Below are 13,000 nucleotides of genomic sequence, written 5' to 3'. Positions count from 1 at the left end.
TCGGGGGTAATTGCCAGGCGGCACTTGAACACTTTTCAGGGTCCGGTGTGGTGTGGTCTGGTGTTGGCGATCAGATGAACGGTCAGTTGAGCGGGAACGAAGGAGGCGCGATGGCCGACGGATCCGGGCGACTATTGGCCATCAGCGACCTGCACATCAGTTATGCCGAGAACCGCGCCCTGGTGGAGGAGATGACGCCCGCCTCCGATGACGACTGGCTGCTGGTGGCCGGCGACGTCGCCGAGACGGTGGATGACATCCACTGGGCCCTCAAGACGCTGACGAGCCGCTTCCGCAAGGTCGTCTGGGCGCCCGGCAACCACGAGCTGTGGACGCATCCGAGCGACGCCGTCACCCTGCGGGGCGTCGCCCGCTACGAGCGTCTGGTCGAGACGTGCCGCGAGCTGGGCGTGATCACGCCCGAGGACCCGTACCCCATCTGGGAGAGTCCCGACGGGCCGGTCGCCGTCTGCCCGCTGTTCCTGCTGTACGACTACAGCTTTCTGCCCGCCGGCTGCGCCACCAAGGCCGAGGGGCTCGCCTACGCGGAGAAGACCGGGATCATCTGCAACGACGAGCACCTGCTGCACCCCGACCCCTATCCGAGCCGTGAGGCCTGGTGCCGGGACCGCGTGGCCGAGACGGAGCGCCGGCTGGCGGCGCTCCCCCGCGACCTGCCCACGGTGCTGGTCAACCACTATCCGCTGGACCGCCACCCGACGGATGTCCTGTGGTATCCGGAGTTCGCCATGTGGTGCGGCACCCGCCTGACCGCCGACTGGCACCGCAGATTCCGGGTGGCCGCCATGGTCTACGGACACCTCCACATCCCCAGGACGACCTGGCACGAGGGCGTCCGCTTCGAGGAGGTCTCGGTGGGTTACCCCCGCGAGTGGCGCAATCGCGCGAAGGCGCCCGGGCGACTCCGCCGCATCCTGCCGACGACGGGACACGGCCAATGATCGAGGAGCTGCTGCCCGACCCGGTGGTCGCGGTGGAGAGCCGGGGCGACGAGGACCATCCGCCCCTGCTCCCCGAGGAAGAGGCGGTGATGGCGCACGCCGTGCCCAAGCGGCGCCAGGAGTTCACTGCCGTACGGGCCTGTGCCCGCCGCGCGATGGAGAAGCTCGGCTTCCCGGCGCAGCCCGTCCTGCCGGGCGAGCGCGGCGCCCCGCGCTGGCCGGAGGGGCTGCGCGGCAGCATGACCCACTGCGACGGATACCGGGCCGCCGCCGTCGTCCGCGCCGGCGACCTCGCCGCCCTGGGCATCGATGCCGAACCGCACGCTCCGCTCCCCGCCGGGATCCTGGATACCGTGGCGCTTCCCGCCGAGCGGGGGCGGCTGGCGTATCTCGCCGCCGGGCGGGGCGGGGTGCACTGGGACCGGCTGCTGTTCAGCGCCAAGGAGTCCATATATAAGGCGTGGTTCCCGCTGACCGGACTGCCGCTGGGCTTCGCGGAGGCGGACATCGAGTTCCACCAGGATCCGGGGCCCTCGCCGGCGCCTCAGGGTCGCTTCCGCGCCGAACTGCTCGTTCCCGGGCCGCTGGTGGGTGGCGTGCGGCTCGGCCGCTTCGAGGGGCGCTGGCTCGTACGGCAGGGCCTGGTGGCCACCGCGGTGGCCATCCCGCACCCGTGATGGTCAGCCAGGCGCTGTCGTCGTCCCGGCCCGTCTGTTCAGCTCCTGCGCGAAGTCCGACCAGATCTGCGCGTTGCGCCGCGAGAGATGAGCGATCAGTTCGATGCGGTGCGAGGGCACCGACGCGACGATGGCCGTCATGTCCTTCGCGCTCAGCATGTTCTCCCGGAGCATCCGCAGCAGCCGCCGCCCCAGCTCGCTCTGCCACAGCGACGGGTCGCGCATGAGCTTGTCGAGGGTGGCGGCGGACGCCGGTCCCGGAATGATCCGGTCAGCGCCGCGCGAGGCGCTCCGTGCGGCGATCGACCCGGTGCGGGCCGGCTTTCCACGGCCGGGGACGGGTTCATCGCCGCGCTCCAGGCGCCGGCGCACGTCGAGTGCCGTCGCGGGCGACACCCCGGCCGTACGGGCCACCTGGCGCAGCGAAGCATCCGGGTTCTGCCTGATGAGCTCGGCGGCCCGCAGCCGTCCCTGCGTTCCGTTCAGCGGACGGACCTTGCCGTCGCGCCCTATCCGGAAGTTGGCTTTCGGTACGGAGTCCGACGTGCGCCGCAGCTCGGCGACCGCACGCCCGTCGAGCCCGCTGGCCTTGGCGATGGCCCGGTCCGACATGCTGGGGTGCGATCTGAGGATCCGCAGCGCCGCCGCGGTGCGGTCGAGGACCTCGTCGACCTCGTCCGGGCAATTGCTCACTCCACCCGCGAGAATATCGTCGGCAACACGGCCCATACTGCACCCCCATGACACCTCTACGAGCCATTCCCTAAAGCCGCCATGAAACCCAGTGGCGTATCGCATTTCCGCTTTCCGCGAATCCAGACCCTTGGCTTCGGCACCCCTGGATTCGACGCCATGCTACGGGTGCCCGGCGAACCTCACCCAACCCCTGCTCCCCCCTAATCTCCGGCCTGCACGCGGTGGGTTGCCACCTATGGCCCTAGGGGTTGCCTTGCCGCCGTTCCGGTAATTCGCTAGGTTCGGATGCCACTCAATCTTCCGGGACGACTATTTCTGGAGTGGCATGTCTCAGCCTTCGCAGCGTTCGCAGTCTTCGCAGCCTTCGTCCGCAGATGAATTGTGGTCGCGCCGCTTTCATCCCGCCAAGAATCCGGCCGCGCGGCTGGTCTGCCTCCCGCACGCGGGCGGGTCGGCGTCCTTCTTCCTCCCGGTGGCCGCCGAACTGAGCCCTGACGTTGACGTGCTGGCGATCCAGTACCCGGGCCGGCAGGACCGCCGTACCGAACCGGCCATCGATGACGCGGCGATACTCGCCGACCGCATCCACGGAGTCCTCCGGCGCCAACCGCCCCTGCCCCTCACCCTGTTCGGGCACAGCCTGGGGGCCACCCTCGCCTTCGAGGTGGCCCGGCGGCTGGAGGCGGCCGGGCAGCGACCGGTGCGGCTGTTCGCTTCGGGGCGGCGGGCGCCCTCGGCGCACCGGAACGAGAGCGTGCATCGCAATGACGCGGCGATCATGGCCGAGGTGCGGCGGCTCAGCGGCACTTCGTCGGTGCTGCTGGACGACGAGGAGATGATGCGGGCCGCGCTGCCCGCGCTCCGCGCCGACTACAAGGCGGCGGAGACGTACCGCTGCGCGCCGGACGCCACGGTGGACTGCCCGATCACGGTACTGACCGGCGACAGCGACCCCAAGACGACGCTCGATGAGGCAAAGGCCTGGGGCGGGCACACGACCGGGGCCCTCGATCTGCGGGTCTTCCCCGGCGGGCACTTCTTCATCAGCGAGCAGGCCAAGCAGGTCATGGGTGTGCTGAAGCAGCACTTCCGGGCCTGAGACCGTCGGCGGTCACGCCTCACTCCGCCACATACGTGCTCTGGGTCCAGGAAAAGACTCTGAGTTCACGGTCGTCCACGAGCGTCGTCTCGGTGCTGGCCTCGAAGTGCTCGTAGCGGTTGCCGTTCAGCACCTTGACCTTGGTCACGCTGTGATCGGATATGTAGTGCAGCCGCTGCTCGTCGGTCAATCCCAGACGAGAGCCGCCGCTGAGGAACACGTTGGGGGTGCCATTGAGATCCATGATCATCCTCACGTCAGTCTTCGACCCAACCGTGCCGCTTGCCGAGCAGCGCGAGCTGCTTGCGCAGCGACTGAATTTGATGTCCCGTCAGCTCCGGAACCGAGGTCAGCAGCAACTCGGTCACCTCGTGCCTGAACTCCGCCGAGCCGAGCACGTCACACATGGGCTCCTGCGCATCCGTGCCGGACGCGGACCCGCGCGCACCGACCGCACCGGACTCCTGCGGCAGCGCCTCATCCGACTCAAGCAGCCGCACCTTGGACGCCTTGAGCCCCCGCCCGCCCTCCTCGACCTCGAACTCCACCATGAGCCCGGGGTGCAGCGACGCCTCGGGAATGAGCAGATCATTCACATGGAGGAAGATGTCCTCCCCGCCCTCCGCCGGCGCGATGAACCCGTATCCCCGCATCCCGTCAAACCGGATCACTCGACCAGCAGCCATCCCAAACCTCACCACTCCCCCCACCTGCCCAACACTTCGCCCTGATCGTAGCCACTCCCCCGCGCTACGCCTTGACGCAGTTGAACACCTAGGAACCGGCCCCGGGATCAAGCACCGAGATGGTGAACGGCAGCTCGGGTTCCTCGTCGCCGATGAACCGGTTGTACTGGCTGTTGACGATCAGCATGCGTCCCCCGGCGAGCTGGACGGCGCTCGGGTGCAGGAGGTCACCGGTCAGTTCGGAGGAGGCGAGCACCTTGTCGTAGGCCCGGCTCATCTCCAGCACCGTCACGCGGGGGCGCGACTCGCCGTCGTCGTAGAGGCTGCCCTGGACGACGAACAGCGTCGCGCCGCGGACCAGCAGGCCGTCGCCGTTCCGCAGCGTGAGACCGCCGAGGTCCACCTCGGCGATGCCGCCGGTGGTCCGGTCGATCCGGAACAGCCGCCCCTGCGAGGAGTGCACGCTCAGGAGGTACGGGCCGGCGCCGATGATGCCGTTGAGCGCGACGGTCGTTCCGTCGTACGCGATCGGCGTGCCCGCAAGCTCGCGCCAGCGCGCGAGCGTGAAGCGGCCGCCGGCGCGGGTGATCCGGTAGATCACTGGCTCGTAGGAGTCGGTGACGTATACCCCGTCCGGCGTCACCGCGATCTCGTTGGTGAAGCCGCGGGTCGTGGTGGCCAGCTTGGCGAGCAGCCGGCCCGTGCGGGTGTCGTAGATCCACACGGCGGGGACGCTGCCGCCGGCGACGTACAGCCGGGCGGCGGCGTCGAGGGCGAGGCCGGCGGTGACGGTGCGCCCGTCGGAGCCGGCCGGTTTCCAGAGCGTCGCCTCTGGCTCGCGCACCGAGCCGCTGAACAGGGCGCCGTTCGCGGTGCTGCCCGTGTAGTAGCGGCCCGTGAGCCGGTCGTACGCCAGCCCGCCGGGGAACGTCCGCTCGCCCGGCACGACGTACCGCGTCGGCAGCCCGGCGGCCCGGGCGACGCCGGAGCCGAGGCCGAGCGCCGCGGCGCCCAGTCCCGCCGCCACGCCGGTGCCGAGTCCCAGCAGGTCGCGGCGGTTCATCGGGCACCTCCGGTCAGGTGCGCCCCGGCCGTGGTCAACTGCCGCTGCCCGGTGACGAATTCGGTCCAGTATCCGAACCGGTAGGGCTTCTGCGGGCGCGGCGTGGTGCTGAGAAAGCTCACCGGCCGCCCGTGCACCGTCGTGGTCGCGCCGAAGTCGAGGACGAATTTCGCCGAGACAGCCCGCTCCAGCGGCGGCGTCGCGGACACCGGGAGGATCTCGTCCAGGCCGGTCCCGAGGTGCTTGCGGTAGCCGCCGACCACGTTCTCGACCGTCTGCACCAGCGTGGTCCCCGCGGTCCAGACGTACAGCGCCGGCCGCCCCGCCGAGCGGCCGTTGAAGACGAACACCTCGGCGGAGTCGGACGGTGGCCGCGAAGGCGGCGTCCACGGTACGTACTCGCCGCCGCCGATCCGGGACGCCTCCGGGCACGCCGAGGGGCCGTCGGCCCGCAGCGCCTCCAGGTCGCAGGCCGGGAACGCCCAGGTGTTGAGGCGCACGCTCTTGTCGAACATGATCACAAAGCGACGGACCGGCGCCGGCCGCTCCTCCGGCCCGGACGCGGCGGCGCTGGTCCGCTCGAACCGGACGCGCACGCCGCCCCGCACCTCCGGGACCGCGCTGATGGCGGCCGAAAGACCGTCGGCATTCCGCGGCCCGTCGACCTGGTCCTCGTACGGGCGTTGCGGCCCATGCGGCGCGGGATCGGGGATGTCGTCGTGCGCCGACGCGGGCAGGCCCCCGGCGAGCAGCGCGCCGAGGGCCAGGGCCGGCACCGCCGCGCGCATGGTTGTCCGCCTTCGGTCCTGTCCTCCGGTGCGGTCACGGATTTCGGTCGCTTTCGGTACGTGGGTCATGCGCCCCATCAGACAGGGCGGCCCGTCAAGCGCGCCAAGACCGTTTACCGATCGGCCGATTGGCACCACCTATCGTTGGTGCATGGAGCTTCGTACGCTGCGCTATTTCGTCGCCGTCGCCGAGGAGCTGCACTTCGGGCGGGCCGCCCGGCGGCTGCTGATCTCCCAGCCCTCGCTCAGCCAGGCGATCAGAACACTGGAGCGCCGGCTGGGCGTCCGGCTCTTCGACCGCGACGCCCGCCGGGTGTCGCTGACCGCGGCCGGCGAGGACGTGCTCGCCCGCGCCCGCGCCACGCTCGCCTCCGCCGAACAGGTCGTCGCCGCCGCCGACCTGCACCGCACCGGGGCCGCCGGCCCGTTGACGATCGGCTTCATGGGCAATGAGCTGGCGTTACCGCAGATCGACGGCCTGCTGCGGAAGTTCCAGGCCGAATACCCCGACGTCGAGGTGCGCCTGCAGCGCTTCGACTACCACGAGCAGCCGGCGTACCTGCTGGACGGCCGCGCCCACATCGGCGTCCTCTGCCTGCCGGTGCCGGAGGACGGGCTCACGATCCTGCCGGTCCTGCGCGAGGGCCGGCTCGTCCTGCTCGCCGCCGACCACGAGCTCGCCGGCCGCGAGGACCTGACCTTCGACGACCTGCGCGACGTGCCGACGGTCGGCATGCGCGAGGACGTGCCCCGGGTGTGGCGGGACTTCTGGCGGGTCAACCCCCGTCCCGACGGCTCCGCACCGGTGGACGGGCCGACCGCCAACGGCATGGAGGAGCTCGTCGGCCTCGTCGCCAGCGGCCGCTGCGTCTCCTTCGCCGCCGACCACCTCCCCCGCCTCTACCCCCGCCCCGACGTCGTCGCCCGCCGCGTCCGCGGCCTCGGCGACCGCACCCTCGGCCTGGGCTGGCCGGCCACGAGCGCCCACCCCGCGGTCGCGGCCTTCGGCCGCATCGCCCGCCCCCACCGTGTCGATCCGCCGACCGCGCGATAGCCGGCGGGCGGACCTTACGGGCGGTCGCGGAATGCCCAGCGCATCCTGGGCTCCACCGCGAAGCGGAAGATCCGTCGCACGGGCGGGGAGCACAGCACCGTGATCACGGTGGCGGCGACGGCGGTCACCGCGATGGCGCCGAGTGGGGTGTGGATCCAGTCGTGTTCGTACCAGCCCCAGAAGCGCGAGCCCTTCGCGAGGAAGCCGTGCAGCAGGTAGCCGTACAAGGTGCCGGCGCCCAGTGCCGTGAACCACATCCGGCGGCCCGGTACCCAGGCCAGGAAGCAGGCGGAGAGGAGCACGGCGCAGCCGAAGACGGCGAGCGTCATCACGGCGCCGACCCAGCCGGGCACGCCGAGCTCCTGGGCGCTGTCGCGGTTGTAGAACCAGGCGGCGTTCATGCGCGGCGCCGCCCAGTACGCGAAGAGCGCGGCGCAGGCCAGGACGGGCAGCGCGAGCAGCCGCACCTTCCACTGCCGGACCAGCGAGAAGTGCTCCGGCTTCAGGCACAGGCCGAGCACGAAGTACGGCAGGAACTGCAGCACCCGCTGCAGGTCGAGGTCGTCGCCGATGGTCGGCGACATCGACGCACCGCAGGCGATCAGCAGCGCGACCGGCAGCGGCCACTTGATCGCCTGCCACAGCGGGGTGGTGAGCCGCCAGATGAAGAGGGCGATCAGGAACCACGTCAGATACCAGGGATCGAGCAGGCTGATCGGATAGCCGGGGTCGTCGTCCGCCCACCGCTTGAAGAGGGTGTACGCCACCTCGAAGATCACGTACGGGACGAGCACGCCGGTGACCAGCCGCTGGATCCGCCGGGGCGACGCGTCGAAGCTGCGCGAGAAGTAGCCGGAGATGATCAGGAACGCCGGCATGTGAAAGGTGTACACGAAGTTGTACAGCGCGGCCGCGGCCCGGCTGTCGCCTCGCAGCGGCTCCCAGGCATGCCCCATGGCGACCAGCACGATCGCCAGATACTTGGCGTTGTCGAAAAAGGCATCCCGGTCCTTCGCCCCCTGCGGTGGTGTCAGCGGGCCAGGAGACGGCGACGTGGCTGCATGGCGCGCCCGGGGCGGCGCGGCCTCGAGGGTCGAACGGGACATATCTTCCGCACCATAGGTACACTTGCGCAATTCGTAAAGTATCGCTGGGTACGGGCGTGGTGGCCGGGCGCGCAGCCGGTTTCCGTGAGACCGGCCCTAGACTTTGGGGCTGCCGGGCAGCAGGTCCGGCGGGGGGATACGACAGGAGTGACGGCATGGCGGCGAAGGTCCAGGGCGTGGAGGATCCGCCTGCCGAGGTGCTCGCCGAGGCGGCCGGGGCGTTCGGGCTGCTGGCCTCGCCGGCGCGGCTGCACCTGATGTGGACGCTCGCCCAGGGCGAGAGCGACGTGACGGCCCTTGCCGAGCGGGTCGGCGGCGCGCTGCCCGCGGTCAGCCAGCACCTGGCCAAGCTGAAGCTCGCGGGGCTGGTGCGCTCGCGCCGCGAGGGCCGGCGGGTGGTCTATCTGATCGACGATCCGGACGTGGAGGAAGTCGTCCGGTGGCTCGTCGGCAGGCTCGCCGAGCGCGCCGAGCAGCGCAAGCCCGCGCGGCGGCGGACGCGTGACCTGGGCGCCTGAGCGCCTGAACGGGGCGCACCCCCAGAGCCGGGACCCGGCCCTGGGAGAGGCGCCGTACCCGCATGGTGCCGCGGCCGCCGCCGGGCGGACGCGGCTCGAGCTGCTGCGCTCGCTGCGTACGGGGCCGCGCGGCCTGACCGAGGCGCAGGCCGAGGAGCGGCTGCTGCGTTACGGGGGCAACGCCCAGCCCGAGCGGTCCACCCCCTCGTGGTGGCGGCGCTTCGCGGCGGGCGTCCGCGATCCGTTCACCGCGGTACTGCTCGGCCTCGCGCTGGTGTCCGCGGCGATCGCCTCCTGGGGTCCGGCCGTCGTGACCCTGGTGCTGGTGATGGTCAGCTGTGCGCTGCGGGCCGCCGGCGAGCGCCGCGCCGACCGCAGCGCCGCCGCCCTGGGGCGGCTCATCGCGGCCACGGCGAGCGTGCAGCGCCGGCCCGCCGAGGGCGCCGAGCCGTGCGTGCGCGAGGTGCCGGTGGACGAGCTGGTGCCCGGCGATGTGGTGCGGCTCGGTCCGGGCGATGTCGTACCGGCGGATCTGCGGCTGCTGCGCACCGACGGGCTGACCGTGCAGCAGGCGCCACTGACCGGCGAGACGCGGCCGGCGGCCAAGCGCTCCGACGACGTCCCGGTCGCCAAGCGCTCGGACGACGTCCCGGTCGCCAAGCGCTCGGACGACCCGGCCGCCGGGCGCTCCGCCGGCGCCCCGACCGCCGGGCAGGGCCTGCTGCACCTGCCGCACCTGTGCTTCCGGGGCTCGACGGTGGAGGCGGGCAGCGGCCTGGGCGTGGTCGTCGCCACCGGGCCCGCCACCCAGCTGGCGGGCGGCCGGAGCGGCCCGGCCGAGCGCCGGCGGGCGCCGGCGTGGCGGCGGACCGCCTTCGACCGGTCGGTGCACGGCATCGCCTGGATCCTGATCCGGTTCATGCTGCTGACGCCGCCGCTGGTGCTGATGTCGAACGCCGCGCTGCGCGACCGGGGCCTGGAGATGCTGCCGTTCGCCATCGCGGTGGCGGTCAGCCTGACCCCCGAGATGCTGCCGGTGATCGTCACCACCGTGCTGGCCCGGGGCGCCGCCGGCCTCGCCCGGGACCACGACGTGATCGTCCGCCGGCTGTCCGCGCTGCACGACCTCGGCGCCATGGACGTGCTGTGCGTCGACAAGACCGGCACCCTCACCGAGAACCGCCCCGCGGTCGCCTGCCACCTCGACGCGCTCGGCGCTCCGGACGAGTCGGTGCTCCACTGGGCCGCCGTCAATAGCCTGTGGACGCTCCAGCTCGCCGACCCGCCCGCCCCCGACGCGCTGGACGACGCCATCCTGGCCGCCGCCCCGCCAGACGTCTTCGATGCGTACGAGGGCATCGCCGCTCTCCCGTACGACCCCGCCCGCCGGCTGGCCACCGCCGTGGTCCGCGCCCCGCACGGCCCCGCCCGCAGCGCCACCGCCGTGATCCCCGCCCCGGACCACCCCGCCCGCACCGACACCCTCGTGGTCAAGGGCGCCGTCGAGGACGTGCTGGAGCGATGTACGCGCTTCGGCGGCGGCGAGCTGGACACCGCCACCCGTACGCGGCTGGCCGCCCGCGCCGCCGGGCTCTCCGGCGACGGCCTGCGGCTGCTGGGCGTCGCCACCGCCGACCGGCCCGCCCGCCTCTCCGGCCGCTACACCCACGCCGACGAGCGCGACCTGACCTTCCTCGGCTTCCTCGGCCTGCGCGACGCCCCCACCGGCACCGCCGCCGACGCCCTCGCGGACCTCGCCGGCCGCGGCGTCGCGGTGAAGGTCCTCACCGGCGACCACCCGGCCACCGCCGCCCGCGCCTGCCGCGACCTCGCCCTGCCCCCTGGCGCCGTGATCACCGCCGAGGCCATCGACGCGCTCACCGACGCGGAGCTTGCCGAGCTCGCCCGTACGACCACGGTCTTCGCCCGCTGCACCCCCGCCCACAAGGCCCGTATCGTCGCCGCCCTCGGCCGCGCCGGGCACGTCACCGGCTATCTCGGCGACGGCATCAACGACCTGCCCGCCCTGCACGCCGCCGACGTCGGCATCACCCCCCGCGGCGGCGTCGCCGTCGCCCGCGAACAGGCCGACGCCGTCCTCGCGGCGAAGGACCTCACGGCCCTCGGCCATGCCATCACCGCGGGCCGGCACGCCGGCGGCAACATCGCCAACTACCTGCGGATCACGCTCTCCTCCGACTTCGGCAACGTGATCGCCATGCTCACCGCAGGGCTGCTGCTGCCGTTCCTGCCGATGCTGCCCGTCCAGGTGCTGGTGCAGAACCTGTGCTTCGACGCCGCGCAGCTCTCCCTGGCGTACGACCGCCCGGCCCCGGCCGTGCTGCGGCGCCCGACCCGACTGGTGCCCCGGGACTTTCTGCGCTTCATCACCGGCTTCGGTGTCCTCAACGCCGCCGCCGATATCACCACCTTCGCGATCCTGGCCTGGTCGGTGCACCGCTTCGGGGAACCCGGCGACGGCCAGGCCGCCTTCCACGGCGGCTGGTTCACCGAGAACCTCCTCACCCAGGCCCTGGTCATGCTCCTGCTGCGCACCGCCACTGCGCAGACGCGCGCGCCGCGTCCGGTCTGGCTGGCCGTCGGCGCCCTGGCCGCGATCGGCATCCTGCTGCCGCTCACCCCGCTCGGCCCCGTCCTCGGCATGACCTCGCTGCCGCCCGTGTACTACGCGCTGCTGGCCGTCGTCCTCGGGCTGTACGCGACGGCGCTGGCCTTCGCGGGGCGGCGGCGGGCGCGCCGGGAGGCGGAGGCGGCGCGACAGGAGAAGAAGTCGGCACGTGGCGCGGCGTACGCCGGGTAGCCGCGTCGCCCCGGTCACTCCCACCGGAACGCCACCGCCGCCACCGTCATCCCGACGATCGTCGTCAGGCCCAGCGACACCAGGTGGGCCGCATCGAGCGGGACGCCGGCCCAGGCATCGGACAGCGCCTCGGCCGAGGCGCCGAACGCCAGCCACTCACCGACCCGGGCCACCGGCTCCGGCAGCGCGTCGGTGCCGCCGAACAGCCCGCCCAGCGCGCCGAGGGCGAAGAAGCCGGTCAGGCCGATCGCGACGGCGGAGTTGGGGGTGGGTGCCAGCGCGGCGACGATCATGCCCATCCCGTACATGCCGAGGACGGCGAGCGCGACGACGCCGACGGCAGCCCATATGTGCACCGGCGGGCGGGCCTCAAAGGCGAGCACGGCGACCGTGAACGCCACCCCTATCCCGGCGACGGCCTGCACCAGGCTCACGAGCATCTGCACGACCAGCACCATCGCGGGCGAAGCCGGGGTGACGGCGAGCCGGCGCAGGATGCCGGAGCGGCGGTAGTACGCCAGGAAGCTCGGCATGTTGATGATCCCGATCGACGCCATGACGATGGTGAAGACCAGCGGCAGGACGTAGACATCCAGGGCCGAGCGACCGTTGGCCACCTCGTCGGTACTGGCCTCCGCCGCGCTCATGACGAGGATCAGCAGCGGCAGCAGGATCGGCACGACCAGCCCGGCGGTGTCGCGGGCCACCATCTTGGCCTCGCACAGCGCCAGCGTCAGCCACGACCGCGGTCCCGGCCGGCGGGCGGTGACGGTCCCCGTACTCATGCGGCTTCCTCCTCCTCGAGGTCGAGGTCCTTGCCGGTCAGGGCGACGAAGGCGTCCTCGAGGTTCGCGGCGCCGGCTTGTGAGACGACGCCCGCGGGGGTGTCGAGCGCTATCACCCGCCCGGCATCGAGCAGCGCCACGCGGTCGCAGAGCCGCTCGGCCTCGTCCATGGCATGGCTCACCAGCAGCACGGTCTCCTCGCGCAGCTCCTCGATGGCCGACCACATGCGCCGCCGCGCCCGCGGGTCCAGTCCGGTGGTGAGCTCGTCGAGGATCACCAGTCGGGGCCGCCCGGCCAGGGCGAGGGCTATGGACAGCCGCTGCTGCTGGCCACCGGAGAGCCGCTCGAACCGGGTGCGCCGCTGGTCGCGCAGGTCGACCAGGTCGAGGAGCTCGTCGGCCGGCCGCGGGTCGGGATAGAACGTGCGGTAGAGGCCGACGAGTTCGGCGACGGTCAGCGCCCCGTGCAGATACGACTGCTGCAGCTGTACGCCGAGCACCTGCCGCAACGCGGCCCGGTCGCGGCGCGGATGGAGTCCGAGCACCGCTATGCTGCCGCGGTCCGGGGTGCGCAGCCCGGCGATCATCTCTACCGTGGTGGTCTTCCCGGCGCCATTGGCCCCCAGGATGCCCAGCACCTCGCCGGGCTCGACGCGCAGGCTGATGTCGTCGACGGCTTGCTTGTCTTTGTAGCGCTTGTGGACGTGTTCGACGAGGACAGCTGGTTCGTTCATGCCGCTGACGC

14 protein-coding genes are annotated in these 13,000 nt (G+C 72.2%); 6 read left to right on the top strand and 8 right to left on the bottom strand.

Annotation, left to right across the window (positions count from 1 at the left end; genetic code table 11):
• The first annotated feature begins 110 nt into the window (after positions 1–110).
• Together ACNNMR_RS36195 and ACNNMR_RS36190 are read left to right on the top strand one after the other, a co-directional pair.
• Positions 111–962: a metallophosphoesterase family protein gene (locus ACNNMR_RS36195; RefSeq protein ID WP_419998925.1), complete on the top strand. Its 852-nt coding sequence runs from the start codon at positions 111–113 to the stop codon at positions 960–962.
• Positions 959–1,639 (top strand): 4'-phosphopantetheinyl transferase family protein, encoded by a 681-nt coding sequence (locus tag ACNNMR_RS36190; protein WP_419998924.1) that lies wholly within the window; start codon positions 959–961, stop codon positions 1,637–1,639. Before ACNNMR_RS36195 ends, ACNNMR_RS36190 begins: the two co-directional genes overlap by 4 nt.
• A 3-nt stretch (positions 1,640–1,642) precedes the next feature.
• Here the strand turns inward: ACNNMR_RS36190 and ACNNMR_RS36185 are convergent, their stop codons facing one another.
• Complete coding sequence (locus ACNNMR_RS36185) at positions 1,643–2,332, bottom strand: hypothetical protein (protein ID WP_419998923.1); 690 nt, start codon at positions 2,330–2,332, stop codon at positions 1,643–1,645.
• A 328-nt stretch (positions 2,333–2,660) separates the two neighbouring features.
• Here ACNNMR_RS36185 and ACNNMR_RS36180 point away from each other — a divergent pair, with 328 nt between their 5' ends.
• Positions 2,661–3,434 (top strand): thioesterase II family protein, encoded by a 774-nt coding sequence (locus tag ACNNMR_RS36180; protein WP_419998922.1) that lies wholly within the window; start codon positions 2,661–2,663, stop codon positions 3,432–3,434.
• Positions 3,435–3,453: 19 nt separating this feature from the next.
• Here the strand turns inward: ACNNMR_RS36180 and ACNNMR_RS36175 are convergent, their stop codons facing one another.
• From ACNNMR_RS36175 to ACNNMR_RS36160, 4 genes are all read right to left on the bottom strand, one after another.
• Positions 3,454–3,678 (bottom strand): DUF5988 family protein, encoded by a 225-nt coding sequence (locus ACNNMR_RS36175; RefSeq protein ID WP_419998921.1) that lies wholly within the window; start codon positions 3,676–3,678, stop codon positions 3,454–3,456.
• Positions 3,679–3,691: 13 nt separating this feature from the next.
• Entirely contained in the window at positions 3,692–4,120 is a 429-nt protein-coding gene (locus ACNNMR_RS36170) for a cold-shock protein (RefSeq protein ID WP_419998920.1), read from the bottom strand.
• 88 nt (positions 4,121–4,208) lie between these two features.
• The gene (locus ACNNMR_RS36165) at positions 4,209–5,183 is read right to left on the bottom strand and encodes a hypothetical protein (protein WP_419998919.1); all 975 of its coding nucleotides are present in this window, start codon (positions 5,181–5,183) and stop codon (positions 4,209–4,211) included.
• Positions 5,180–5,971 (bottom strand): hypothetical protein, encoded by a 792-nt coding sequence (locus ACNNMR_RS36160; RefSeq protein WP_419998918.1) that lies wholly within the window; start codon positions 5,969–5,971, stop codon positions 5,180–5,182. The genes ACNNMR_RS36165 and ACNNMR_RS36160 overlap by 4 nt, the downstream gene beginning before the upstream one ends.
• A 151-nt stretch (positions 5,972–6,122) precedes the next feature.
• Between ACNNMR_RS36160 and ACNNMR_RS36155 the strand changes: the two genes are divergently transcribed.
• Positions 6,123–7,025, top strand: a complete 903-nt coding sequence (locus ACNNMR_RS36155; RefSeq protein ID WP_419998917.1) for a LysR family transcriptional regulator — start codon at positions 6,123–6,125, stop codon at positions 7,023–7,025.
• A 14-nt stretch (positions 7,026–7,039) separates the two neighbouring features.
• On the opposite strand, the gene ACNNMR_RS36150 is transcribed toward ACNNMR_RS36155, so the two are convergent.
• The gene (locus ACNNMR_RS36150; RefSeq protein ID WP_419998916.1) at positions 7,040–8,131 is read right to left on the bottom strand and encodes an acyltransferase family protein; all 1,092 of its coding nucleotides are present in this window, start codon (positions 8,129–8,131) and stop codon (positions 7,040–7,042) included.
• A 155-nt stretch (positions 8,132–8,286) separates the two neighbouring features.
• Here ACNNMR_RS36150 and ACNNMR_RS36145 point away from each other — a divergent pair, with 155 nt between their 5' ends.
• Complete coding sequence (locus tag ACNNMR_RS36145) at positions 8,287–8,649, top strand: ArsR/SmtB family transcription factor (RefSeq protein ID WP_419998915.1); 363 nt, start codon at positions 8,287–8,289, stop codon at positions 8,647–8,649.
• A complete protein-coding gene (gene mgtA / locus ACNNMR_RS36140) occupies positions 8,633–11,470 on the top strand; it encodes a magnesium-translocating P-type ATPase (protein ID WP_419998914.1) in 2,838 nt (945 codons plus the stop codon). The genes ACNNMR_RS36145 and mgtA overlap by 17 nt, the downstream gene beginning before the upstream one ends.
• Positions 11,471–11,484: 14 nt before the next feature.
• On the opposite strand, the gene ACNNMR_RS36135 is transcribed toward mgtA, so the two are convergent.
• Positions 11,485–12,255 (bottom strand): ABC transporter permease, encoded by a 771-nt coding sequence (locus ACNNMR_RS36135; protein WP_419998913.1) that lies wholly within the window; start codon positions 12,253–12,255, stop codon positions 11,485–11,487.
• Positions 12,252–12,989: an ABC transporter ATP-binding protein gene (locus ACNNMR_RS36130; protein ID WP_419998912.1), complete on the bottom strand. Its 738-nt coding sequence runs from the start codon at positions 12,987–12,989 to the stop codon at positions 12,252–12,254. Before ACNNMR_RS36130 ends, ACNNMR_RS36135 begins: the two co-directional genes overlap by 4 nt.
• Positions 12,990–13,000 lie beyond the last annotated feature (11 nt).

Source organism: Streptomyces boninensis (genome assembly GCF_048572725.1).
In the GTDB taxonomy this organism is placed as follows: Bacteria; Actinomycetota; Actinomycetes; order Streptomycetales; family Streptomycetaceae; genus Streptomyces; species Streptomyces boninensis.
Note: the sequence above shows the minus strand (reverse complement) of the source record. Positions and strands in the feature narration are given on the sequence as shown.